Origin of the sequence: Streptomyces sp. NPDC088725 (assembly GCF_044751305.1) — a bacterium.
Lineage (GTDB): Bacteria > Actinomycetota > Actinomycetes > Streptomycetales > Streptomycetaceae > Streptomyces.
Genome location: NZ_JBIVLO010000020.1, coordinates 1 through 25,112 on the forward strand (window position 1 = coordinate 1; position 25,112 = coordinate 25,112).

Sequence of the window (25,112 nt, forward strand, 5' to 3'; positions counted from 1 at the left end):
CAGTTCTACAACCTGGTCGGGATCAACGTCCAGGGCTTCTACATCTCCATGTTCGACGAGTTCAACGAAGGCAACCAGATCGCCAAAACCGCCGAAACGGGCGCCGACGTACCCGCCGGATCCGGCATACTCCCACTGGACGAGGACGGCACCTCCTGCTCGTCCGACTACTACCTGCGGCTGACCGCGGACGGCGGACGCATGCTCAAGGGCCAACTCCCCCTGACCCCCGTACGGCCGACCGTGCCCTCACCGGGAGGGAGCGGCGGCACCCAGCCCTCCGGGGACCTGGCCCTGCACAAGCCCGCGACGGCCAGCAGCTACACCCAGGGCTACGTTCCCGCCAACGTCGTCGACGGAGACGGCGGCACCTACTGGGAGAGCGCCAACAACGCTTTCCCGCAGTGGGTCCAGGCCGACCTCGGGTCCGTGACCGCCGTGCGGCGCGTCGTGCTCTCCCTGCCGCCCGACGCGGCCTGGGCGACCCGCACGCAGACGGTGGAGGTGCTCGGCAGCACCAACGGCACCGCCTTCACCACGCTGGCGGCCGCGAGCGGCCGTACCTTCGACCCCGCCTCGGGCAACCGCGTCACGGTGACGCTGCCCGCCGCGGCCGACACCCGGTATCTGCGGCTGCGGTTCACCGGTAACACGGGCTGGCCCGCGGGACAGCTCTCCACCGTGAGCGTGTACTCCTCCTGAGACCGCGCGCCCCCGTTTCCGCCGCTGGACGGGTCATTTCCGAAGTGCCGCAGGGCCCCGGCGTCGCACCCGACGCCGGGGCCCTCGCCATGACAAGGAGGTACGGAGTGGCCATGACCCCATTACGGCGGCGAACCGGGCAGGAAAACCACACCCCGAGGCACCCAAAACCACATGCTGGCCATTCCGTTTAACTCGGCCCTTCCGGATGATTCACCGGAGAAGCGATTGTCATGCACTCGACACTCTGCGCAACAATTGGCACACAAAGAAGAACTGCGCCGGCATCGAATCCGACCGGTCCGAGTGGCTTTCGTGTGCGCAGACCGTCACCGGTCGTTCATCATTGAATCACCGGGAAAACAAACAACACAACCGCCGAAACAGGCGACAAGGCACATGGATTCCGGGCACACCCGAGCCGGTCTCCATACCTCGAAAAGCGGGACATGAACACAAAAGCCCGCACAGAGGCGACGCCCTGAACAAAGGGCGTCAGCGTCTGCGCGGGCTATTGAACCTGCCATCCGGGCGGGCAGCCTGCCGCGGGCCGGCCGCACCGGCCCTGCGGTGTCACTTGATAAAGTCTTCAACGACCTTCGGCGGCCACGTGCCGACATTCAGGACGCCCATGGAGTAGGCGCGGGACACAAGAGCCGCCCTGTTGGGCACCCTGAGCTTCCTGAGCAGCCCCGTCACGTGATACTCGACGCCCTGCCGGCTCAGATACAGCCGCGAGGCCAGCGGGATCGTGGACAGACCGGCCGCGATGCCCTCGAGGATACGTGCGTCGATCTCGGTGAGAATCTTCTTCTGCTTGGTCAGAACACCCGCGTCCTCGGCGCTGCCGTCGGCGGGCCGCATGAGCACCAGGATCGCGGCCACATCACGGTTTTCGCCGCTGACAGCCGACGCCGTGAGCGTACCGGCGAACGCGGAGTCCTGCGGTCCCACGGCCACCACGTGCGAGGCGAACCGCTGGCGCTTGCCCTCCACCAGACGGGAGAACTGGCGCATCAGCGGCTGCTGGACACTGGGATGCACCAGGTCACGGAAGCTGCGCCCGCAGACATCGGCCAGGGAGTCACCGAACTGACGGAAGAACTCCTGGTTCGCCTGCTGGATGGTCAGGGTGGGGTCCAGCGAGGCCATGCACAGCCCCGGCTGGTCGAGCTGCCGGGCGCCTTCGTGCCCGGTCTGATCAGGTATGAGTTCGCCGGCTATGACCTGCGTGGAATCCGCAAGTGCAGCAATCGCCACGGGACGACCATCCTTTCAGGTTCCCCCGATTCTTTTTGATACGCAATGACGTTATGTGACAAAAACCACTGATGTCCGACCTAAAGGGTGTCGAGTGGCCGGTTGTCCATTTACATAAATGACACTAGATAACTTTACGCGCGCGCGTCAACAAGAGCTCGGTTCGCCCGGCTAAACCTGTGGTCGCATCCGCCGCAGGTTCGGTCCGCAATGGCGTTGCCAATGCAAGCAAATCAACCTCAGACGGCTTGGGTGATAACGGACGCATCCGACCAATTGAGTGTGCCATTTGAGGTTTCCTTGAGGTTCCTGTTCTGAAAAACGACGGGCTTGTGGACACGACCGCCTTACAGACACAGCTCTGTAGCATCGTGTTCACATAATGCGTCGGCGGCTACGCGGGCAGAGCGTCGGCCAGCTCATGCCGACCAGAAACGCCAAGCTTCCGATAGGAATTCGTTAGATGCTTCTCGACAGCACGGGAACTCACACCGATTTCGCTCGCGATTTCCTGGTTCGTGAGACCGCGGCCGACGAGGGTGATCACCCGGCGCTCGCTGCGGGTCAGCACGGCGTTGGACGGCGGAGCCGCCGTACCGAGACCGTGCTCGGCCCGCTCGACCAGCCAGGGTGCGCCGCAGGCCGCGGCGAGGGCACTCGCCTCCCGCAGCGCTGCCGCCGCCTCGGCGCCGCTGCCGAGCCGTCGGCCCAACAGCGCCAGTGTCCTGGCGAGTTCGAGTTCGTACGACGAGCCGCGCAAGACCTCTACCGCTTCGCGTAACAGGCCGACACCCTCAGCGCCGAGCAACCAGCCCTTCAGTCGCAGCGCGCGGCCCAGTCCGGCGGGCGCTCCCCACGCGGCGGCCCACGCGCACTCCTCCTCCGCCAGTTTCAGCGCGGAGGGAAAATCGCCGAGCCGGTGGTGGAGACCGATCGCGTGCGGCCGCCACGGGAAGAGCGCCGAACTCCGCCAGCCCGACATGTCCAGTTGCCTGCCGCAGGCCAGCAGGGATTCCAGCGCCCTGCGGCGCAGGCCACGCTGCGCGTCCACCGACGCCTGGAGGATCCGCAGGGTCACCGTCAGAGCCAGGCCCGCGGAGTCCCGGCCCCGGGCCCTGGCCAGAATCCGTTCGCTGAGCACCGGGTCGCGGATGTCGAGCGCGACGGCGGAGAGCACGAGGATGGAGGCTTCACGCCAGTGTGTGCCGTCCAGCGCCATCGCGCGCTCGGCGTGTTCGCGCGCCTGGGTCTGCCGCCCCTGTGAGATGAGGACCAGCGCACGCTCCGCGAGCAGCAGCACATCGTCGGCGTCGGTCGCGTTCTGCCGCCGGGTCTGCTGCTCGCTGGACAGCCAGGAGTTGACGCCGTCCACGGACTCCGCGGCGAACAGGGTGATCACCACCAGCGGCATCATGGTGTGCACCCTGGCCGAGGTGGCCGGTTCGCGTTCCAGGATGCGGTTGGCGGTCTTCGCCGCGTCGGCCGCGGACAGTACGCCGGTGAGCGTCCCCGCACACAACAGCGCGGCCATCAGCTCGCGTTCCCCGGCCGTGTCGAGCGGCGGACACGGGCCGAGCCCGCGCAGGCGCTCGGCGGCGGAAGCCAGCTCGGCCGGATCCTCGTGTCCGTGATGTCTCAGCCGTGCCTCGACGCGCAGGGCGATCTCCCGCGCGGCGCCCGTCAGCGAAGCGGGATCGCCCATCTCGGCGGCGGCCTCGCGGAGCAGGCCGAGAGCCACCGGCGATGTCGTACCGAGCAGAGCCGGCGGAATGCGCAGCGTCGCGCCCGCCCGCCCGCCCGGTGTGCTGAACAGCGCTATCGCCTGGGCGATGTGGCGTTCGCACGCCCCGGGGTCGAAGTCGCGCTCCGCGGTGGCCAGATCGGTCAGCAGCCGGGCCCTGCCCTCGTCCTGGGCCTGACTGCCGAGCAGCGCGCGGCGCAGATAACGGACCGCGGTCTCCGGCGCGCCCCTGCGCAGGGCGCTGTCCGCGGCGGAGCGCAGTACGGTCGCCGACCAGGGCCGGTCCGCGGTGGTCACGCTCATCAGGTGGTCGGCGACCCGCTCGGCCGGGCTGCCCGACTCGTAGAGCAGGTCGGCCGCGGTGTCGTGCGCGCGCTCGCGCTCGGCCACAGCCATGGTGGATTCGACGGCGTCCCGCACGACGCGGTGGACGAAACGCGGCTCCGCGGTCGCCGTCAGCAGCCCCATATCCTGGAGCGCGCGGTGCGCGGCGCCGAATCCGATCTCGTCGAGTCCCGCGAGTCGCGCGGTGAGCGCGGAGTCGCCCTGGTCGCCGAAGGCAGCGATCGCCTCGGCGAGGTCGCGTACCGCTGGTGACTGGGACCGCAGGGCGCTCGCCAGCCGTTCCCGCAGTGCGGAAGGACGCACTGAACGTGCCTGCTCCGCCTGGCCCTTGGCCGGTGGGAGTCCCTTCGCCCGCATCTCGTGGACCACCGATGTCAGGAAGAGCGGGTTGCCTCGCGATGCCTCGTGGCAGGCGCGTGCGTACTCCTCGTCCGCCGCCTCGCCGAACTCTTCGCGGATCACGGCCCGGGTGGCGCGGAGCGACAGCGGGGCGGGGCGCAGCACGCACGTGGCCGCGTCGGTGACCTCCCTGACGAGGGGGTGCCTGGATCTGCGGTCGCCGTCGCGGAGTGCGCAGACCAGCACGGCCCGCAGTCCGTGCATGCGTCTGGTGAGGTGGGCGAGCCAGCGCAGCGAGGGGACGTCGGCCCACTGGAGGTCGTCCACCAGAATGAGCAGTCGTGTTCTGTCGGACGCGCCGGCCGCCAGTGACCGGGGGCCCCGCAGGATCTCGGCCGGGTCGTCGGCGGTGAGTACCGGCCCGCTGTCGTCGTCCGGCTCCCTGGTCCCGCGCTCGTGGTCCCGCTCGGCGACGCCGGCAGGCAGGCTGTCGAAGAGCTGGCGCACCACCGCGAAGGCGAAGTCCGTTTCCATGGCGGCGGCGTTCGCGCGCATGACGCGTACGTCTTCTCCCGCGACCAGGGCGGGCAGGTCCCGCAGCAGCGCGGATCGTCCGGAGCCGAGCGGTCCCGACAGCAGGATCAGCGACGAGACACCCTCGTCGGCAGCTCGCAGGGCGGCGTCCACCCGTGCCAGCTCGGCCTCCCGCTCAAGAAGCATCCGTCGATCGTCCTTCCATGGTCCGCATCAGTACACGCAGTTCGTCCCGACCGGAGATCTGCAGCTTGCGGTAGGTGTTGCTGAGCCGTAGTTCCACCGTGCGCCTGCTCACCGAGAGCAGTTCCGCTATCTCCCTGTTCGCATGCCCGCGTCCGGCGAAAGCAGCCGTGTCTCTTTCCGCTTCGGAGAGCGCCGCCCACTCCCGTGTCCTGGCGGAGAACGAGGTCCTGGCCGGCCGCTCGAGACGCTGGGCGAGCCCGCGTACGCGTTCGGCGAGCCTGCTGGTCGGGCAGGTCGCGGTGTACGCGGACAACTCGGCCACCAGGTGTCCCGCGGTCCTCAGGTCGCCCTCGTCGAGCCGGACGGCCGCCAGCTGGAACAGCCGCCAGGCATGGGCCAGTCGGTCCGGGGTGTCCCGCAGTGCGTGAGCCGTTCCGCGTACGTCGGTCACCGGGTCTCCCCCGGCGGTCTCCGTGACCGGTACCCCCAGGAGGCCCGCCAGGAGTTCCGCCACGGCGAGCACACTCGCCGTGCCCCACCGGCGGGCGAGCAGCAGTTCCTCCGTGCCGAGGCGCACGGCCTCCTGCCTGTCGCCGAGGGCGTCGTACGACTCGGCGGCCATCGGACGCCAGCCGAGCAGCGCGGGGTTGCACCGCTGTCCGCGCAGCAGCCGCCGGCCCGCCTCCCTCGACAGTTCGAGCGAGTCGGCCCACTGCTCGTCGGCGCGGGCGACGCGCGCTCTGGCGGCGAGCAGGGACGCCCAGGCCAGGCCGTCCTGCGCCCCGGAGGGCGTCGGCGCGGCGGCGAGCGATCTCGCCCTCGCGTCCTGGCCGTTCTCCAGCGCGATGAGGATGAGCAGGGCTCGCAGTGTGGGGTCGAGGAGCGGATGCCAGCTCGACTGGGGCAGCGCGCGTCCGGCGGCCGCGATGTCCCGCTCGGCCGCGTCGAGCCGGCCCGCGCGCAGGTGCAGTTCCGCACGGGCGGCGAGCACCCGCGCGGTGGCGGCCCTGAGGTGATCGCGCCGGGCCCGGGTGAGCAGCGTCTCAAGACCGGCGGCGGCCTCTTCGTGGTCGTCGGTCAGGATCAGCGCCCGGCAGGCGGCCAGCCGGGGCAGCACGAGGGCGGTGTCGGCTCCGTGGCCCGTCAGGGCCGCGCGCGCCAGCAGCCGGGTGGTGCCCGCGTCGTGACCGCGGGTGGCGAGGTACCAGGCCTTCACCCCCGCCTGTGCGGACGAGGTGGGACGGTCGGGCAGTTCGGGGACCTCGGTCACCATCAGCTCGGTGTCGTCCCTGTCGTGGTCGGCCAGCCAGTACAGCGCGACGAGGGCGTCCCTGTCGGCGGGCTCGGCGTCCGGCAGTGTCCGCGCGGCGGCGCAGCGGCCCCAGTCGCTGTCGCCACGGGCCAGTCCGAGGTCGACGGCGCGCACGCGCAGGTCGGTGGGGACGCCGCTGCCGGACATCACGAGTTCGCCGAGTCTGCGGTCGCCGGCCTCGGGCCTCGCCGCCGCTTCCGCCGCGGCCAGTTCCAGGGTGAGCAGAGCGCGCTCACGCGTCTCCAGTGGTTCTCTCAGCGCGCGGGACAGGCAGGCGTGGGCACGGTGGTGGTCGTCCCTGCGCAGGGCAGCGGCGAAGCCCTCGCGCAGGGTGGGGATCACCCACGGCGCTCCGATCGGCCCGGACCTGAGCAGCAGACGTACGGTGTCCTCCAGGTCCGCCTCAGCGCCGGCGGAGCGCGCCAGTTCGGCGGCCCCGGCGTACAGCCCCGCCCGCTCCCGCGCGGGCATGTCCTCCAGGAGACGGGCCTTCACCCCGGGGAAACGGACACGTACCTTCGTCCCGGCGGAGACGGTGAGGCCGCTTTCCTCCAGGAGCGCGCGCAGCTCCCGCTCGGGTGTCCCGTCATGCCCGGCCAGGGTGCGCACCAGGGAAAAGCTCAACAGGTCACCGCAGACGGCCAGCGCCCGCAGCAGAGCTGTCATCCGGGGCGGCAGACCGGTCAGCACACGGGTCGCGTGGTCGCCCGTGACATCGGCGGCGATCGCGTGCAGTTCGGGCAGCCGGGTGGCGATCGGTTCGTTGCCGTCGTCGGCGAACCGGCGCAGTACCTCGCACAGCACGGCCGGGTTGCCCGCGGTGGCCGCGACGACAGCCGCCGTGAACCGTCTGTCACCCGGGACGGAGCAGATCAGCTCCACGACGGCGGCGACACCGCGCGCGGTCAGAGCGCGCGGGGCCAGATGCTCTCTGACGACCGACGCCCCTGTGGCGGCAGGAGCGACCAATGCCCCGGCGGAGGCAGCAGCGACCGGCGGGACGGCGGCAGAGAGGGCTGCCGGGGAAACGGCGGAGGGCGCCGTACACAGTCCGTCCACGCCCTCGGTGGCCGCGCCGGATCCGCCGGCCAGCACCGCGACCGGCAGGCCCGGTGTCAGCCGCCCGACAAGGGCGTGCAGCCAGTTCAGGGAGGCGGAATCCAGCCACTGGGTGTCCTCGATCACCACCACCGTGGGGAGCGCGCGGGCGGAGCGCAGGAGTTCGCCGAGCCCCGCTTGCGAGGAGGCAGGCCGACGCTCCGTCAGGCTGGTGAGTGAGCCGTGGTCCCGGCCGCCGAACGCCGTCATCAGCTGAGCGGTCACACCGTGGGGCAGCGCGCGTTCCGCCGGGGTCGCCCGCGCGCGCAGCACGCGCAGCCCGCTGTCCTCGGCGAGCCGGGAAGCCCAGCCCAGCAGGGCGTTCTGCGCGTGGCCCGGCTTCCCCGTCACCGTGACGAACGCCGCCCGGCCCTCCCTCAGTCCGGCCAGCACACGGGTCAGTACCGTCTGCTCGGCTCCGCACTCCAGCAGTGGTATCTCATCTCGGCGAAGGTCAGGACCCTGCGTCGATCGCGCGTCAAGAAGTTCTTCAACCGGACCCATCACGCGCACCACCTTGTATCAGTCGCTTGAGCGTCGCCGGCCGGATTCGGATACCCCGTTCGGAGGATGTCGGTCAGGGATGCCGGGAGCACGCAGGACGGAGGCGAGTTCGGTGCGTCTGCTGACGCCGAGTTTGCGGTAGACGCTCGTCAGATGCGTCTCGACGGTGCGTACGGTGACGAACAGGGACTCCGCGATCGAACGGTTGCTGCCACCCGCCGCGGCGAGGTCAGCCACCCTGCGTTCCATCCCGGTCAGCATGTCCAGCGGCGAGGCGCTCATCCTGCGCATCCTGCCGCCCGCGGTGACCAGCAGTTCGCGGGCCGCCCCGGTGAGCCAGAGCGCCCCGCAGCGCTGGCCGAGGTCGGCCGCGTTGCGCAGGTGTTCGCGGGCGGCGCGCTGGTCGCCGGTCGTCAGCAGCGCACGGCCGAGGAAGTACTCGGCCCTGGCGTGCTCCGCCCTGGCGGGTGATTCGGCCAGGGTCAGCACCGCTTCGGTGAGCAGCTCGATGCCCGCGGCGCCGGGGGTGATCACACCGCGGGCGAGTGCGGCGGAGCCCAGTGCCCGGGGGGTGCCCCACCGCCGGGCCAGCCCGGCGCCGTACTCGACGTGCTCGTGTGCCTCCTCGGGCCGGTTCATGACGGCGAGGAGACAGGCCGCTTCCATCCACCACGGAAGGAACACCGGGTTGGTGAACCCCGCCTCCTCCAGCGACGCGCCGCAGTCACGGAACAGACGGAGGGCCGCCTCCCGGTCACCGAGCGCCCACCGGGCGCGGGCCCGGACCATCAGATACCAGTGGTACTCGATGACGAACCGGTCCAGCCCCGCCCGGTCGATGCCGGTGAGCAGTTCTTCCGCACGTTCCGGTTCACCGCGGTCGATGAGCACGGTCGCGAGGGCGGTCCGCGGCAATACGGCGCCGCCGCCCCGGTTCCCCTCGCCGATGATCTCGATCGAGGTCCGGGCGTCGGCCAGCGCGTCGGGGATCGCACCCGTGCTGTGCAGCAGCAGGGCGCGGGCGGACAGCGCGAGCACGTGGGTCCGCACCGCGCCGTTCTCCCTGCCGTGCGTGATCGTGCGGTCCAGCGCGTCCAGCGCCTCACCGACCTCGTCGGCGAGGCCAAGCGCGAACGACGCGGTGATCAGCGACCAGCTCTCCGGTCCGGGGCGCGCGAAGTCCGTGACCCGGCGGGCCTGTTCGGCGGTCCGCTCGGCGGAGCGTCCGTCCATCGCGGTGAGCGTGGTCGTCATCGCGAGCAGCTGGCGCTGCGCGGGGGTGTCGCCCGGCGGTGCGGTCAGCCGGGCCGCGTGGTCCTTGACGGTGAGGATCGTCGCCTTCTCGGCGGCTCCGACGCTCAGCAGAACAGATTCGACGTGAGTGAGCAGTTCGCGGTCGGCGGGCGTCGGGCAGGGGCCCGCCTCGGCCCGGAGCGCGTCCAGGACCTCGGTGAGGACCCGCAGGCCCGTGGGTGAGCGCCGCACGGCGAGACAGACCATGCCGAACCGGGCGGCGACCGCCGCCAGGGTACGGATGTCACCCGCCCGCGACAGCGCCTGCTCCAGCAGCCCGGCCGCCTGGTGCGGATCCGTCTCCGACAGCGCCGCCGCGAGTTCGACCCGCACGGGGACACTGTCGGGATCGACGTCGAGTACGCGGCGCAGATAGCGCGCCGCGGTCTCGGGTGCGCCCCGGTTCACCGCCGAGGCTGCCGCGTCGCGCAGCAGCGCCGGCATCCACGCCTCGGTCACCGCGGGCAGCGCCATGAGCTGGCACGCCGACCGCTCCGGGGGGCGTTCGGCGTCGCTGAGCAGCAGGGCAGCCCTGGTCCGCAGACCGACGAGGTCGTCCGTACCGATGGAGTCGAGTACGGCGGAGCGCACCATCTCGTGTACGAGGTCGTCCCGGTCGGGGGCCACCACCTCGGCGTGCCGCAGGACGCGCACGCCCTGTGTCACGAACGCGGGGGGCAGACCGGCCAGTACGCCGACGAGGTCGGGAGATTCCTCACCGAGTACGGCGATCGCTTTCGCCACGTCCTTGACCCAGGGCGGCCGGCAGTCGAGCAGAGCGCGTACGGAGTGTGCGACGACCGGGCCGCCGGTCTCGGTGATTCTTCGTGCGCCGTCCTCGTCGGGCCGTACGCCTTCGGCTCTCAGTTCGCCCAGCAGCCTGCTGAGGGTCAGGGGGTTCCCGCCGGAGACGGCAGCGGCGTGCTCGGTGAAGCGCCTTTCCACGGAGCCGGGCCCGGCGGTGGCGGGCTGGGCCGTGGTGCGCCGGGCGGGCGCGGGGCCGGCGGTGGCGCGGAGGAAACGCCGGGTCATCTCGCCGACGTCCTCCCGCGTGAGCGGGGTCAGCCGCAGGACGGCGGCCTCGCGCCGCGCGGCGATGTCGGCCAGGGCCGCGGGTGCGACGGGTTCGGTGTCGCGCCGTGCGAGCACCACGAGCAGCGGCAGACCGTCGGCACGCCGCAGCAGGAAGTCCACCCAGAGCAGGGACAGTTCGTCGCACCGGTGCACGTCGTCGAGAACGAGGACGAGCGGGCGGTCCGCCATCAGGCCGACAGCGAGCCGGTAGAGCCTGTGCAGCGTCCGGTAGACGGTGGGGGCCCCGGGCCGCTCCCCGCCCAGGTCGTCGGGGCCGGTGAGGACATCGGAAGCCGACGGGCCGAACAGCTCCCGCACACCTCCGTAGGCGGCCCCCGGGACGGCTTTCGCACAGGAGCCGTAGCGGACGGACATGTCCCGGCACGCGTCGCCCGCCAGGAAGGTCCGCAGGAGTGTGGTCTTGCCGATGCCCGCGGGCCCAGACAGCGTCACGAGACCCACGTTCCCGGCACACGCTCCCGTGGCGTGACGGTTCAGCACTCCCAGTTCATCGGCATGGCCGATGAGAGTGCTCGACGAACGACGGAAATCGATCTGGGCCGGCATCCCGGTTTCCTCGCATCTCAGGGACACAACAGACGCAATGACTCGTCGCGCATACCCCCATGTGCATGGCACACACCTCGTTGGGGGTACGACAATGGACCGTCGCGAAATTACCTGACCGTAAGACCTGCGGCTGATGAAGTACCAGGTCAGGCATGCTGAAGGCGGCTTACAGCGTTGTGCCCCGGGCGGGTCTCCCGGGTTCTTCCACGAAGATCCGGGAAACGGCCCCGGAACGCCTGACACGGCTCGTCGCCGCACGGTCGGTGCCGTCCGCGTACTGGACGTACGCGGACGGCACCGACAGCGCAGCGAGTGTGCGTGCCGGGCGTCTCGTGCCGGGCGGGATGCGTCAGACAGCTCCTAGGGCCTGGCCGACAGTTGTTCGCGGAGGACCGCGAGAACGGCGGGCGCCTGCGAACTCAGGAAGAAGTGTCCGCCCGGGAACACCTTGAGGTCGAACGCGCCCGTGGTGTGACCGCGCCAGTCCTCGGCTTCGTCGAGTGTCGTCTTCGGGTCGCTGTCGCCGGTGAGCACGGTGATGGGGACATCCACGGTCGTCCCCGGCTCGCAGCGGTACGTCTCAATGGCACGGTAGTCGCTGCGGATCGCCGGGAGGACCATCCGCAGGATCTCCTCGTCGCCGAGCAGCGCCGTATTCGTACCGGACAGCAGCTTCAGCTCGGCGACGATCCCGTCGTCACTCAGCTTGTGCACGTTCTCGTCGCGGTGCCGGGACGGCGCACGCCGTCCCGAGGCGAACAGGTGGGAGAGCTTGCCGCCTTCCGCCTCGAACCGCCGTGCGATCTCGAAGGCGAGAGTCGCACCCATGCTGTGCCCGAAGAATGTCGTCGGCCGTGCGTGCAGCCGCTCGCGGAGCGCCTCGTAGACCTGGTCGGCCATGGTCCCGATGTCGTCGGGGCTCGTCTCCTTGCGGCGGTCCTGCCTGCCTGGGTACTGCACCGCGAAGACCTCGGCCACGGAGGACAGCTGGGCGGAGACCGGGAAGTAGAAAGACGCCGAGCCACCCGCGTGGGGGAAACAGAAGAGCTGTCTTTCGTTGCTCGGCGCCGGGTGGAAGCACCGAGCCCAAAGGCTCTCCTCGGTGGACGTCGTCATCGTGTTTGCATCCTCCTTGCGGTGGTGCGAGAGCGGACATACGGCTTATACCGCACATCACATCTACCCGGCACCGCCGGTCCGTTGACCAACCACACCATTTGACCGGCTCGGATAGTGGGGAATTCCCTAGTCCTCCGTCTGCGGGCCGTCCACCGGTCGCGGATCGCGGTCCTGTCCGACGACCGGGGTGCCCCGGCTTCGCAGCAGGGTGTACCGGCCGGGACTCCGGGGCCGCGCGGTCGCGAACGGCGCCGGCAACCCCGAAGGGCCTGTGACAGCGGGTGTCACAGGCCCTTCGGGCTGAATCGTCCGGGCTGATCCGTTCGGGCCCGGCCGGAGTGTGCGACCCCGGCCGGGGCCCGAACGGATCGGTGATCAGGACAGGCCGAGTTCGTCGTCGAGCATCTTGAACACGTCGTCGTCCGAAGCCCCTTCGAAGTCGAACTCGCTGTCCTCCTTCTCCGCGTCGCCCCGCAGCGCGGCCCACTTCGTCCTGAGTACCTCGATGCGTCCCGCGACGTGCTTGAACTCCTGCGCGTCCACGGTCATATCGCTGATCGCCTTCTCCAGTCCCTCGAGCACGGCGAGTACCGATCCCGCTCCTGTGGCCTCCTCCGGCACGAGCTGCGTGCGGAGATGGCCCACCACGTCCACCGGGGTGGGGTAGTCGAACAGCAGGGTGGCCGGCAGGCGGAGCCCGGTGGTCGTGCTCAGCCGGTTCCTGAAATCCACCGCCATCAGCGAGTCGAAGCCCAGCTCCTGGAACTGCCGGGTGACTCCGATCTCCGAGCCGTCCGCATGTCCGAGCACCACGGCGGCCTGGTCGCGGACCAGCTTGAGCAGGACCTCGCGGCCCTCCTCCTCGGTCAGCTTCGCCAGCCGGTCCGCGAGCGTGCCCGCCGACTGCGGCACAGCCGTCGCCGTCCGCCTGGAAGGCGTACGGATGAGGCCGCGCAGCAGCGCCGGGACTTCGCCCAGGGCCCGCAGTGCGGGCAGATCGAGCAGTACGGGCAGGACGAGCGCGTGCTGCCCCGAGAGCGCCGCGTCGAACAGCTTCACGCCCTGTTCGGCGGAGATCGGCGGCATGCCCGACCGGGCCAGGCGTTCCATGTCCGCCTCACTCACGGTTCCTGTCATCCCGCCGACGCTGTCCCACGGACCCCACGCCAGCGAGACACCCGGCAGACCGTCGGCCCGCCTGTGCTCCACCAACGCGTCCAGGAAGGTGTTCGCGCCGGCGTAGTTGCCCTGGCCCGCGCCACCGAACACACCGGCCACGGAAGAGAACACCACGAAGGCGCTCAGGTCCAGGTCCCGTGTGAGGTCGTGCAGATGCCAGGCCGCGTCGGCCTTGGGCCGCAGCACGGTGTCCAGTCGCTCAGGACTCAGCGAACCGATCACACCGTCGTCCAGCACACCCGCGGCGTGCAGTACCGCCGAGACCGGCCGGTCCGCGGGCACCGCTGCCAGCACCTCGGCCAGTGCGGCCCGGTCGGAGACGTCACAGGCCGTGGCCGTGACGTCGGCACCGAGCTGTTCCAGCTCGGCCACGAGGTCGCCCGCGCCCTCGGCGCCGAGGCCCCTGCGGCTGAGCAACAGCAGCCTCCGCACGCCGTGTTCCGTGACCAGATGCCTGGCGAGCACACCGCCGAGACCGCCGGTTCCACCGGTGATCACCACAGTGCCGCCGCGCTCCCAGTCGGCAGCGGGTGCCGTCTCGGGAAGGGACATACGGTCGAGCCTCGCGGCCCTGGCCTCGTTCCCGCGGAACACCAACTGCGGTTCGCCGGAACCGAGCGCCTCCAGGAGCGCGGGCCGGGTGGCGTCGTCCGCGGGGTCGAGGTCTACCAGGCCGAAGCAGCCCGGGTGCTCCGACTGCGCGGAGCGCACCAGACCCCAGGCGGAGGCCGCCGCCAGGTCCCGGACACCGCCGCCGTCCACGGCCACCGCTCCCCGGGTGACGAACACCAGCCGCGACCCGGCGAACCGGTCCTCGGCCAGCCACCCCTGGAGCTGTTCCAGCGTCCGGTTCAGCACCGTGCGCACGGCCTCGGGAACGGTGTCGTGCGAGGCGTCGGGACCGTTGCCCGACGAACCGCCGCCCACCGGTATCAGGACGACACCGGGGACCGGCGTGTCCGCCGCCGCCAGCGCGGCCAGATCGGCCCGTGCGTCGAGGGCCGTGCCGGAGCCGGCCAGGTCGTCGGCGAGCCCGAGGAGATCGGATCCCACCAGCGCGACCGCGTCCGGGGTGCCCGTCGAACCGGACGCCACCGGCGTCCAGTCCAGGGTGAACAGCCCGTCTCCGCCGGCCCCGGCGGAGCTGTTCAGCTGCTCGCTCGACACGGCCCGTACGAGCAGTGTGTCGACCGAGGCGACCGGTGCGCCCGAGGAGTCGGCGGCGACGACCGATATCGCGTCGTCACCCGCCGGGGCGATCCGCACCCGCAGGGCGGAGGCGCCGGTCGCGTGCAGCGACACGCCTTCCCACGAGAACGGCAGTCCGCCGCCGCCCTCTTCGCCGTCAGCGGCGAGGATGGAGGCGTGCAGCGCGGAGTCCAGCAGCGCGGGGTGCAGAGCGAACGCGGCCGCTTCGCCTTCCGTACCCTCCGGCAGGCTCACCTCCGCGAAGATCTCGCCGTCGCGCCGCCAGGCCGCCCGCAGCCCCTGGAACACCGGACCGTACGCGAACCCGATCTCGGCGAACCGCTCGTAGCAGCCGGTCACGTCCAGGCTCTGCGCGTCCTCCGGCGGCCACACCGTGGCGTCGAAGCCGGTGTCTTCCGTCGTGCCGCCGCTGGTCAGCATGCCCACGGCGTGCTGCGACCACGGTGCGAGCGCCGCGCCCTCGGGACGGGAGTAGACGCCCACGGTGCGGCGGCCCGACTCGTCGGGGGTACCCACCGCGACCTGCATCTGTACGGCGCCGCGCTCCGGCAGGATCAGCGGCGCGGCCAGGGTCAGTTCCTCCACCCGGTCGCAGCCGACCTCGTCACCGGCCCGGACGGCCAGTTCGAGCAGGGCCGTACCCGGCAGCAGGATCCGGTCCATCACCGCGTGATCCGCGAGCCACGGATGCGACTGCACAGACAGCCGGCCGGTGAACAACACGCCCTGCCCTGCGGCGAGTTCGACTGCAGCTCCGAGCAGAGGATGCTCGGCCTCGCCCAGTCCGGCCGCGCGCACGTCACCGGCGCCCGCCGTTGCCGCCGCCGGCCAGAACCACTGGTGCTGGAAGGCGTACGTGGGCAACGCGACCCGCTGTGCGCCCGCTCCGGCGAAGTACCCGCTCCAGTCCACCGCCACGCCGTGCGCGTGCAGTTGGGCCAGTGCGGTGAGGGCGCTCAGCTCCTCGGTCCTGTTCTTGCGGCAGACCGGGACGATCAGCGCCGCTTCGGGCGCCGACTCCTGGGCCATGGCGGACAGCACACCGTCCGGACCCAGCTCCAGGAACACGCTGACGCCCTGTGCCGCGAGTGTCCGTACACCGTCGGCGAAGCGCACCGCCTCGCGGACGTGCCGTACCCAGTAGTCGGCGGTGCACAGCTCCTGTGCCGTGGCCGTCTCGCCCGTCAGGTTCGACACCACGGGAATCCGGGGTTCCCGGAAGGTCAGTTCCCCGGCCACCGCACGGAAGTCCGCCAGCATCGGGTCCATCAGCGGTGAATGGAACGCGTGCGAGACCCGGAGCCGGCTCGTCTTGCGGCCCAGTTCCTTCAGTCGCGCCGCCACCTCGAGTACGGCCTCTTCCTCACCCGAAATGACCACCGAGGAAGGCCCGTTGATCGCGGCGATCGACACCGCTCCGGACAGCAGCGGGGTGACTTCCTCCTCGGTCGCCCCGATCGCCACCATCGCGCCGCCGGAAGGCAGCGCCTGCATCAGTGTGGCGCGTGCCACCACCAGGCGGCAGGCGTCCTCCAGCGAGAGCACTCCGGCCACGTGGGCCGCGGCGATCTCACCGATGGAGTGACCGGCGACCAGGTCCGGTGTGATGCCCCATGACTCCACGAGGCGGAACAGCGCCACCTCGACGGCGAACAGCGCGGGCTGGGTGAAGCCGGTCTCATTGAGCGTGTCCGGGTCGTCGCCCCAGATCACATCCCGCAGGGACCGGCCCAATCCGGCTTCCAGGTGGTGCAGTACGGCGTCCAGCGCCTCGGCGAACACCGGGAAGCGCTCAGCCAGTTCCTTGCCCATGCCGAGCCGCTGGCTGCCCTGGCCGGAGAACAGCACCGCCGTCTTCCCGCCGAGGACGGCACCCGATACCGCCAGGGGGTCCGGCTCGTCGGCCGCGAGCGCCGTCAGCGCCCGTACCGTCGAGGCCGGGTCCCCGGCCAGCACGACCGCGCGGTGCTCGAACCTGGCCCGGTCCTTCGCCAGCGAGAACCCGACGTCCACCGGCCGCAGTCCGGGCCGCGCCTCGACGGAGTCGAGCAGTCGAGCGGCCTGATCCCGCAGCGCCTGCGGGGTCTTGCCCGAGATCACCCAGGGCACCACGGCAGCGGACTGCTGCTGCGGGGAGGCCTCCGGCGCGCTCTGCGCCACGGCTTCCGGCTGCTCCAGGATGAGGTGCGCGTTCGTCCCGCTGATACCGAACGACGACACACCCGCACGCCGTACACGATCCGACTTGGGCCACTCGGTGCCGCTCTCGGTCAGCAGTTCCACCGCGCCCACGGTCCAGTCCACGTGCGAGGACGGGGCGTCCACGTGCAGTGTCCGCGGCAGCGTGCCGTATCGCATCGCCATGATCATCTTGATCACACCCGCCACACCGGCAGCCGCCTGCGTGTGACCGATGTTCGACTTCACCGAACCGAGCAGCAGCGGACGCTCCGGGTCACGGTCCCTCCCGTACGTCGCGAGCAGTGCCTGCGCCTCGATCGGGTCACCCAGCGTCGTGCCGGTGCCGTGCGCCTCCACGACGTCCACGTCCTCCGCGGACAGTCCGCCACTGGCCAGCGCCTGGCGGATCACCCGCTGCTGCGAGGGGCCGTTCGGGGCGGTGAGACCGTTGGAGGCACCGTCCTGGTTGATGGCCGAGCCACGCAGCACGGTCAGGATCTCGTGTCCGTTGCGCAGTGCGTCCGACTGACGTTCGAGGACGAGGATGCCGACACCCTCGGACCAGCCGACACCGTCGGCCGACTCCGAGAACGCCTTGCAGCGCCCGTCGGGAGCCAGACCCCGCTGCCGGGAGAACTCCACGAACGTGCCGGGGGTCGACATGACGGTCACACCGCCCGCGAGCGCCAGCGAGCATTCGCCGCCGCGCAGCGCCTGGGCCGCCAGATGCATCGCGACCAGGGACGACGAGCACGCCGTGTCCACGGTCACCGCGGGTCCCTCGAACCCGAAGGTGTAGGAGACGCGGCCGGAGGCCACGCTCCCCGCGCTGCCCTGGCCCTGATGGCCCTCGAACTCCTTGCCGTTCAGTGTGGAGCCGTAGTCGCTGTACATCACACCGGCGAACACACCGGTCTGGCTCTCACGCAGCGAGACCGGGTCGATGCCGGCCCGCTCGATCGCCTCCCAGGAGGCTTCGAGCAGCAGTCGCTGCTGCGAGTCGGTCGCCATCGCCTCACGCGGGCTCATCCCGAAGAACGCCGGGTCGAACTCGCCCGCCTCCTGGAGGAAGCCGCCGGAGCGGGTGTACGACGTCCCGCTGTGCCCCGGGTCGGGGTTGAACAGCGCGTCCACGTCCCAGCCGCGGTTGGTCGGGAACCCGGTGATCGCGTCCCTTTCCTCACTGATCAGCTGCCACAGCTCCTCCGGCGAGGAGACCCCGCCGGGGAAGCGGCAGCTCATCCCGACGACCACGATGGGATCGTCGGCGATCGGCGGCAACGCCGATACGGGGAGGGCCACTTCGGCCTCGGTACCGAACAGCTCGTCCAGCAGATGGCCTGCCAGGGACGCCGCGGTCGGGTAGTCGAAGATCAGCGTGGCCGTCAGCCGCAGCCCTGTCACCGTGCTCAGCCGGTTACGGAGCTCCACCGCGGTCAGCGAGTCGAAGCCCAGATCGCGGAACTGGGACGTCGCGTCCACAGCGTCCGCGCCAGCGTGGCCGAGCACCAGGGCGACCTGCACCCGTACGAGGTCCAGCAGCGCCTCCTGCCGCTCGGCGGTGGTCAGCGCGGCCAGCCGCTGAGCGAGCCCGCCGGCGGTGGCGGAACCGGCCGCCACCGTCCTGCGCGGGCGGGTCCGGATCAACGCCCGCAACAGCGGCGGAACATCGCCCTGCGTGCGGAGCACCGGCAGATCCAGCCGGACCGGTGCCACAACCGCCTCACCGGCCGCGAGGGCCGTGTCGAAGAGCGTCACACCCTGCTCGACGGAGAGCGGCGGCATACCCGACCGGGCCATCCGCTGCATGTCCGCCTCGGCCACGGTTCCCGTCATGCCGCCCGCCTGGTCCCACGGGCCCCAGGCCAGTGAGACACCGGGCAGACCCTCGGCCCGGCGACGCTCGACCAGTGCGTCGAGGAACGCGTTCGCCGCCGCGTAGTTGGCCTGTCCCGCGCCACCGAACAGGCCGGCCACGGAGGAGAACACCACGAACTCGGCGAGACCGAGATCGCGTGTCAGCTCGTGCAGATGCCAGGCGGCGTCCACCTTCGGACGCAGTACCGCGTCCAGCCGCTCCGGGGTCAGCGCGCCGATGGTGCCGTCGTCCAGCACACCCGCCGTGTGCACCACCGCGGTCAGCGGGTGCTCCGCCGGTACGGCGGCCAGCAGGTCGGAGGTCGCGGCGCTGTCGGTGATGTCGCACGCGGCGACAGTCACCTCGGCGCCACCCGCGGTCAGTTCGGCGGCCAGTTCGGCCGCGCCCGGCGCGTCCGTGCCGCGCCGGCTGGCGAGCAGCAGATGCCGCACGCCGCGCTCGGCCACCAGGTGCTTGGCGAACACGGCACCCAGACCACCCGTACCACCGGTGATCAGTACCGTGCCCTCCGCGTCCCAGACGGCGGCCTTCTCGTTCTCGCTCTCGTTCGCGGACAGCCGGACCAGCCGTCCCGCGCGGATCTCGCCTTCCCTGACGACCAGTTGCGGCTCGTCGGTGTTGGCGGCCGACAGCAGCGAGGCGACCGACGACTCGTCGGAGCCGAGGTCCACCAGGCCGAAGCTGCCGGGGTTCTCCGTCTGCGCGGAACGCACCAGACCCCACACCGCCGCAGCGGCGACATCGGTGGCAGCGCCGTCATCGGCAGCCACCGCGTCCCGGGTGACGAACACCAGCCGTGAACCGGCGAAGCGCTCCTCGGCCGACCACGCCTGCACCAGTGTGAGTGCCTCCGCGGTCAGGGTGTGCGCGGATCGCGCCACCTCACCCTTCAGCACACCGCTCATGCCCACCAGCACCACAGCGGGTACCGGGGACTCCTCTGCCACCAGCTCGCTGAGGTCGGCGCAGGTGGTGACGGTGTCCGTGCCGGACCCGGTCAGTGCGTCGACGAGCCCCAGTGTGTCCGCGCCGAGTACGGCGACCGACCGCGGCGCATCCGTTTCGGCCTGTGCCTCGACCCAGTCCATCCGGAACAGCGTGTCCCTGTCGGTGACTCCCGAGGTGTCGGCCAACTGCCCGCTCGACACGGTGCGTACCAGCAGTGAGTCGACCGAGGCGACCGGCGCGCCGGTCGTATCGGCGACCGCGACCGCGAGCGCGTCCTTGCCGGAGGAAGTGAGGCGTACGCGCAGGGCGGAGGCGCCGGTCGCGTACAGCGAGACGCCCTCCCACGAGAACGGCAGACCGCCGTTGCCCTCTTCACCCTCACCGGCGAGCAGGGAAGCGTGCAGCGCGGAGTCCAGCAGCGCGGGATGCAGACCGAAACCGGCCGCATCACCCTCCGCACCCTCCGGAAGACTCACCTCCGCGAAGACCTCGTCACCCGCACGCCAGGCAGCCCGCAGGCCCTGGAACACCGGACCGTACGCGAAGCCCAGCTCCACGAACCGCTCGTAGCAACCCTCGACCTCCAGCGCCACCGCACCAGCCGGCGGCCACACCGTCGCATCGAACCCGGTATCAACCGCACCGGCACCGACCGCCAGCACACCCATCGCGTGCTGGACCCACGGTGTCTCGGTCGCGCCCTCGGGACGCGAGTGCACGACGACCGGGCGCCGCCCGGCGTCATCCGCGACTCCGACCCGTACCTGGACCTGCGTCGCGCCCTTCTCCGCCAGCGTCAGCGGCGCCGCGAGGGTCAGCTCCTCGATCCGGTCACAGCCGACCTCGTCACCCGCACGGAACGCCAGCTCAAGCAGCGCCGTACCCGGCAACAGAATCCGGCCCATCACCGCGTGATCAGCCAGCCACGGATGCGACCCGACCGACAGCCGGCCCGTGAACAACACACCCTCACCCTCGGCCAGTTCGACAGAGCCGTTGAGCAGAGGATGCTCGGCGGAGACGAGACCGACCGCCGCCGCGTTCACCGCGCCGGACGAACCGGTCGGCCAGAACCACTGGCGCTGGAAGGCGTACGTGGGCAACTCGACCCGTCGTGCGCCCGCACCGGTGAAGATCGCGTTCCAGTCCACCGTGGCACCATGCGCGTGCAGTTGGGCCAGTGCGGTGAGGGCGGTCAGTTCCTCGGCCCGGTCCTTGCGGCAGACCGGGACCGTCAGGGCCCCGTCCGGCACCGATTCCTGGGCCATGGCGGAGAGGACTCCGTCCGGGCCCAGCTCCAGGAACACGTTCACACCCTTGTCCGCGAGAGTCCGCACACCATCAGCGAAGCGAACCGCTTCCCGCACGTGCTTGACCCAGTACTCCGCGGAGCACAGCTCACCCGCCGCGGCCAGCGCACCGGTCAGGTTCGACACGACGGGAACGTTCGGCTCCGCGAAGGACAGGCCCTCCGCGACCGCACGGAACTCCGCGAGCATCGGCTCCATCAACGGCGAGTGGAACGCGTGCGACACCCGCAGCCGGCTCGTCTTACGACCCAGCTCCTTCAACCGCTCCGCAACCGCCAGAACCGCATCCTCGACACCCGAAATCACCACCGAAGACGGCCCGTTCACCGCAGCCACAGCCACGCCGTCCGACAGCAACGGAAGGACCTCGTCCTCGGTCGCCTGCACCGCGACCATCGCACCACCCGAAGGCAGCGCCCGCATCAGCGTGGCGCGTGCGACGACCAGTCGGCAGGCGTCCTCCAGCGAGAACACCCCGGCCACATGAGCCGCCGCGATCTCACCGATCGAATGCCCCGCCACAAAGTCCGGCCGAACACCCCACGACTCCACGAGACGGAACAACGCCACCTCGACCGCGAACAACGCGGGCTGAGTGAAGCCGGTGTCATTCAGCAGCTCGGCGTCATCACCCCAGACCACCTCCCGCAGCGAACGCTCCAACCGGCCATCCAGCTCAGCCAGAACAGCATCCAGCGCACCGGCGAACACGGGGAAGCGCTCATACAGCTCCCGGCCCATCCCCAGCCGCTGCGCACCCTGACCGGAGAACAGGAACGCCGTCCTGCCACCGACAACCGAACCCGACACCGCCGAGGGATCGGGCTCACCCGCCGCCAACGCCGACAGCGCGCGAATCGCGTCACCCGAGTCACCCGCCAGGACCACCGCACGGTGATCGAACAGCGAACGACCCGTCAGGGACAACCCGACGTCCACCGGGCGCAGTTCGGGCCGCGCCTCAATCGCGGACAGCAACCGGGCCGCCTGGCCCCGCAGCGCCTCCGGCGACTTACCGGACAGCACCCACGGCACCACACCCGGCACCACCGAGGGAACCTCGGTCCGGCCGACCACCGTGCCCTTGATCACCTTCGCCGGCTGCTCCAGGATCACATGCGCGTTCGTCCCACTGATACCGAACGACGACACACCCGCACGCCGCACACGATCCGTCTCCGGCCACGCCGTCTGCTCAGTCAGCAGCTCAACCGCACCAGCCTCCCAGTCCACATGCGACGAGGGAGCGTCGACGTGCAGCGTCTGCGGCAACGTGCCATGCCGCATCGCCATGATCATCTTGATCACACCCGCCACACCGGCAGCCGCCTGCGTGTGACCAATGTTCGACTTCACCGAACCCAACAGCAACGGACGCTCCGGGTCACGATCCCGCCCGTACGTCGCGAGCAGCGCCTGCGCCTCGATCGGGTCACCCAGCGTCGTGCCGGTGCCGTGCGCCTCCACGACGTCCACGTCATCCGCGGACAGACCGCCACTGGCCAGCGCCTGCCGGATCACCCGCTGCTGCGAAGGACCATTCGGAGCAGTCAGACCGTTGGAAGCACCGTCCTGGTTGATGGCCGAGCCGCGTACAACTGCCAGGATCTCGTGGCCGTTGCGCAGCGCGTCCGACTGACGCTCCAGCACCAGCATGCCGGCGCCCTCGGACCAGCCCACACCGTCGGCCGACTCCGAGAACGCCTTGCAGCGGCCATCAGGAGCCAGACCCCGCTGGCGCGAGAACTCCACGAACGTGCCGGGGGTCGACATCACCGTCACACCACCGGCCAGCGCCAGTGAGCACTCGCCGGAGCGGAGGGCCTGCATGGCCCAGTGCATCGCGACCAGCGACGACGAGCACGCGGTGTCCACGGTGACCGCGGGTCCCTCGAACCCGAAGGTGTAGGAGACGCGGCCGGAGGCCACACTTCCCGCGCTGCCCTGGCCCTGGAGTCCCTCGAACTCCTTGCCGTTCAGGGTGGTGCCGTAGTCGTTGTACATCACACCGGCGAACACACCGGTCTGGCTCTCGCGCAGCGAGACCGGGTCGATACCGGCCCGCTCGATCGCCTCCCAGGAGGTCTCCAGGAGCAGTCGGTGCTGCGAGTCCGTGGACATCGCCTCACGCGGGCTCATCCCGAAGAACGCCGGGTCGAACTCACCCGCGTCGTGCAGGAATCCACCCGAGCGGGTGTAGGACGTGCCCTGGTGATCCGGGTCCGGGTTGAACAGTCCTTCGACGTCCCAGCCGCGGTTGGTCGGGAACTCCGAGACAACGTCGCCGCCCTCGGCGATCAGCCGCCACAGATCCTCCGGCGACTCCACACCACCGGGGTAGCGGCAGGCCATCCCGACCACCACGATCGGGTCGTCGACCAGCGACGGCATCGAGGCGAGCGCGACCGCGCTCTCGGCCTCGGCGCCGAACAGTTCGTCCAGCAGATGGTCCGCCAGCGCCGTCAGGGTCGGGTAGTCGAAGACCATCGTGGCCGAGAGCCGCAGCCCGGTCGTGGAATTCAGCCGGTTACGGAGCTCCACCGCGGTCAGCGAGTCGAAGCCCAGGTCCCTGAACGCCCGACCCGAGTCGATGTCGGCGCCGCTCGCGTGTCCCAGTACCAGAGCCGCCTGACCCCGTACGAGGTCGAGCAGCGCTTCGTGCCGGTCGGCCGGGCTCAGTCGGACGAGCCGCTGCGCCAGGTCGGCGTCCACGCCGGACCCGCTGATCGCGGCCCGTCGCGACGGCGTCCGGATCAGTCCCCGCAGCAGCGCGGGAACCTCGCCCTGCGCCCGCAGCGCGGACAGGTTCAGCCGTACCGGCGCCACCAGAGCGTCTCCGGTAGCCAGCGCCGCGTCGAAGAGCGTCACACCCTGCTCGACGGAGAGCGGCGGCATGCCCGACCGGGCCATCCGCTGCATGTCCGCCTCGGTCACCTCGCCGGTCATTCCACCGGTCTGTTCCCACGGGCCCCATGCCAGTGACAGACCGTGCAGGCCCTCGGCCTGCCGGCGTGCCATCAGGGTGTCCAGGAACACGTTCGCCGCCGCGTAGTTGGCCTGTCCCGCGCTGCCGAACACACCGGCCACGGAGGAGAACACCACGAATGCGGCCAGATCCAGCTCACGCGTCAGCTCGTGCAGATGCCAGGCGGCGTCCACCTTCGGACGCAACACCGCGTCCAGCCGCTCCGTCGTCAGCGAACCGACAATGCCGTCATCCAGCACACCCGCCGTGTGCACCACGGCCGTCAGCGGATGACCGGACTTCTCCACACCGGCCAACACCCCCGCCACAGCCGCACGGTCCGACACATCACAGGCCACCACCGACACCTCGGCGCCCAGCCCGGACAACTCCGCGACCAACTCGTCCGCACCCGGAGCACCCGCACCACGACGGCTGGTCAAAACCAACCGCCGCACACCACGCTCACCCACCAGATGCCGCGCCAGCACACCACCCAGACCACCCGTACCACCGGTGATCAGCACCGTGCCCCCGGCATCCCAGACGGGACCCGCCTCGACCTCGGCGACAGCTGTGCGAGCCAGGCGCCCGGCACGGATTCCACCGTCCCGGATCACCAACTGCGGCTCGTCCACACCGAGAACGCGCGGCAACACGGTCACCGAGTCGTCGGAGCCGAGGTCCACCAGGCCGAAGCTGCCGGGGTTCTCCGTCTGCGCGGAACGCACCAGGCCCCACACCGCCGCAGCGGCCACATCATCGATGTTCTCGTCACCCGCGGCAACCGCGCCCCGGGTCACGAACACCAGCCGTGAACCGGTGAACCGCTCCTCGGCCAGCCACTGCCGCACCAGCTCCAGGGCACCGGCAGCCAGCGTGTGAGCCGACTCCGCGACCTCAGGACCGTCCGTGGCGGAACCGGCGACACCGACCAGCACCGAGCCGGGAACGGGGGTCTCCCCCGCCGCCAGCGCGGCCAGATCCGCGTACGTCCCGACCTCGACGGCGGTGTCCTCCAGGCCGCCGGCCAGGCCGAGCGTGTCCGGACCGACCAGCGCGACCGCACCCGCGCCCTCTTCGGACGCGAGCGCCACCGGCACCCAGTCCAGACCGAACAGCGCGTCACGCGACAGCCCGGCGGAATCACTCAACTGCTCACTCGACACGGCGCGTACCAGCAGTGAGTCGACCGAGGCGACCGGCGCGCCGGTCGTATCGGCGACCGCGACCGCGAGCGCGTCCTTGCCGGAGGAAGTGAGGCGTACGCGCAGGGCGGAGGCGCCGGTCGCGTACAGCGAGACGCCCTCCCACGAGAACGGCAGACCGCCGTTGCCCTCTTCACCCTCACCGGCGAGCAGGGA

At 70.8% G+C, this 25,112-nt stretch carries 7 protein-coding genes; 1 reads left to right on the top strand and 6 read right to left on the bottom strand.

Annotated elements, in window-relative coordinates:
* Window positions 1–702: discoidin domain-containing protein (locus ACIP6N_RS29555; RefSeq protein ID WP_401820750.1), on the top strand; the 702-nt coding region annotated here is incomplete at its 5' end.
* Window positions 703–1,275: 573 nt separating this feature from the next.
* Here the strand turns inward: ACIP6N_RS29555 and ACIP6N_RS29560 are convergent.
* From ACIP6N_RS29560 to ACIP6N_RS29585, 6 genes are all read right to left on the bottom strand, one after another.
* Entirely contained in the window at window positions 1,276–1,854 is a 579-nt protein-coding gene (locus ACIP6N_RS29560; RefSeq protein ID WP_401820762.1) for a LuxR C-terminal-related transcriptional regulator, read from the bottom strand.
* A 502-nt stretch (window positions 1,855–2,356) separates the two neighbouring features.
* Window positions 2,357–5,107: an ATP-binding protein gene (locus ACIP6N_RS29565; RefSeq protein ID WP_401820752.1), complete on the bottom strand. Its 2,751-nt coding sequence runs from the start codon at window positions 5,105–5,107 to the stop codon at window positions 2,357–2,359.
* The gene (locus ACIP6N_RS29570) at window positions 5,097–8,021 is read right to left on the bottom strand and encodes an AAA family ATPase (protein ID WP_401820764.1); all 2,925 of its coding nucleotides are present in this window, start codon (window positions 8,019–8,021) and stop codon (window positions 5,097–5,099) included. Before ACIP6N_RS29570 ends, ACIP6N_RS29565 begins: the two co-directional genes overlap by 11 nt.
* 18 nt (window positions 8,022–8,039) lie before the next feature.
* Window positions 8,040–10,955 (bottom strand): AAA family ATPase, encoded by a 2,916-nt coding sequence (locus ACIP6N_RS29575; protein ID WP_401820755.1) that lies wholly within the window; start codon window positions 10,953–10,955, stop codon window positions 8,040–8,042.
* Window positions 10,956–11,318: 363 nt separating this feature from the next.
* Complete coding sequence (locus ACIP6N_RS29580; protein ID WP_401820757.1) at window positions 11,319–12,074, bottom strand: thioesterase II family protein; 756 nt, start codon at window positions 12,072–12,074, stop codon at window positions 11,319–11,321.
* Between the two features lie 378 nt (window positions 12,075–12,452).
* On the bottom strand, window positions 12,453–24,902 hold the full coding sequence (locus tag ACIP6N_RS29585; RefSeq protein WP_401820759.1) for an SDR family NAD(P)-dependent oxidoreductase: 12,450 nt from the start codon (window positions 24,900–24,902) through the stop codon (window positions 12,453–12,455).
* Window positions 24,903–25,112: the final 210 nt, after the last annotated feature.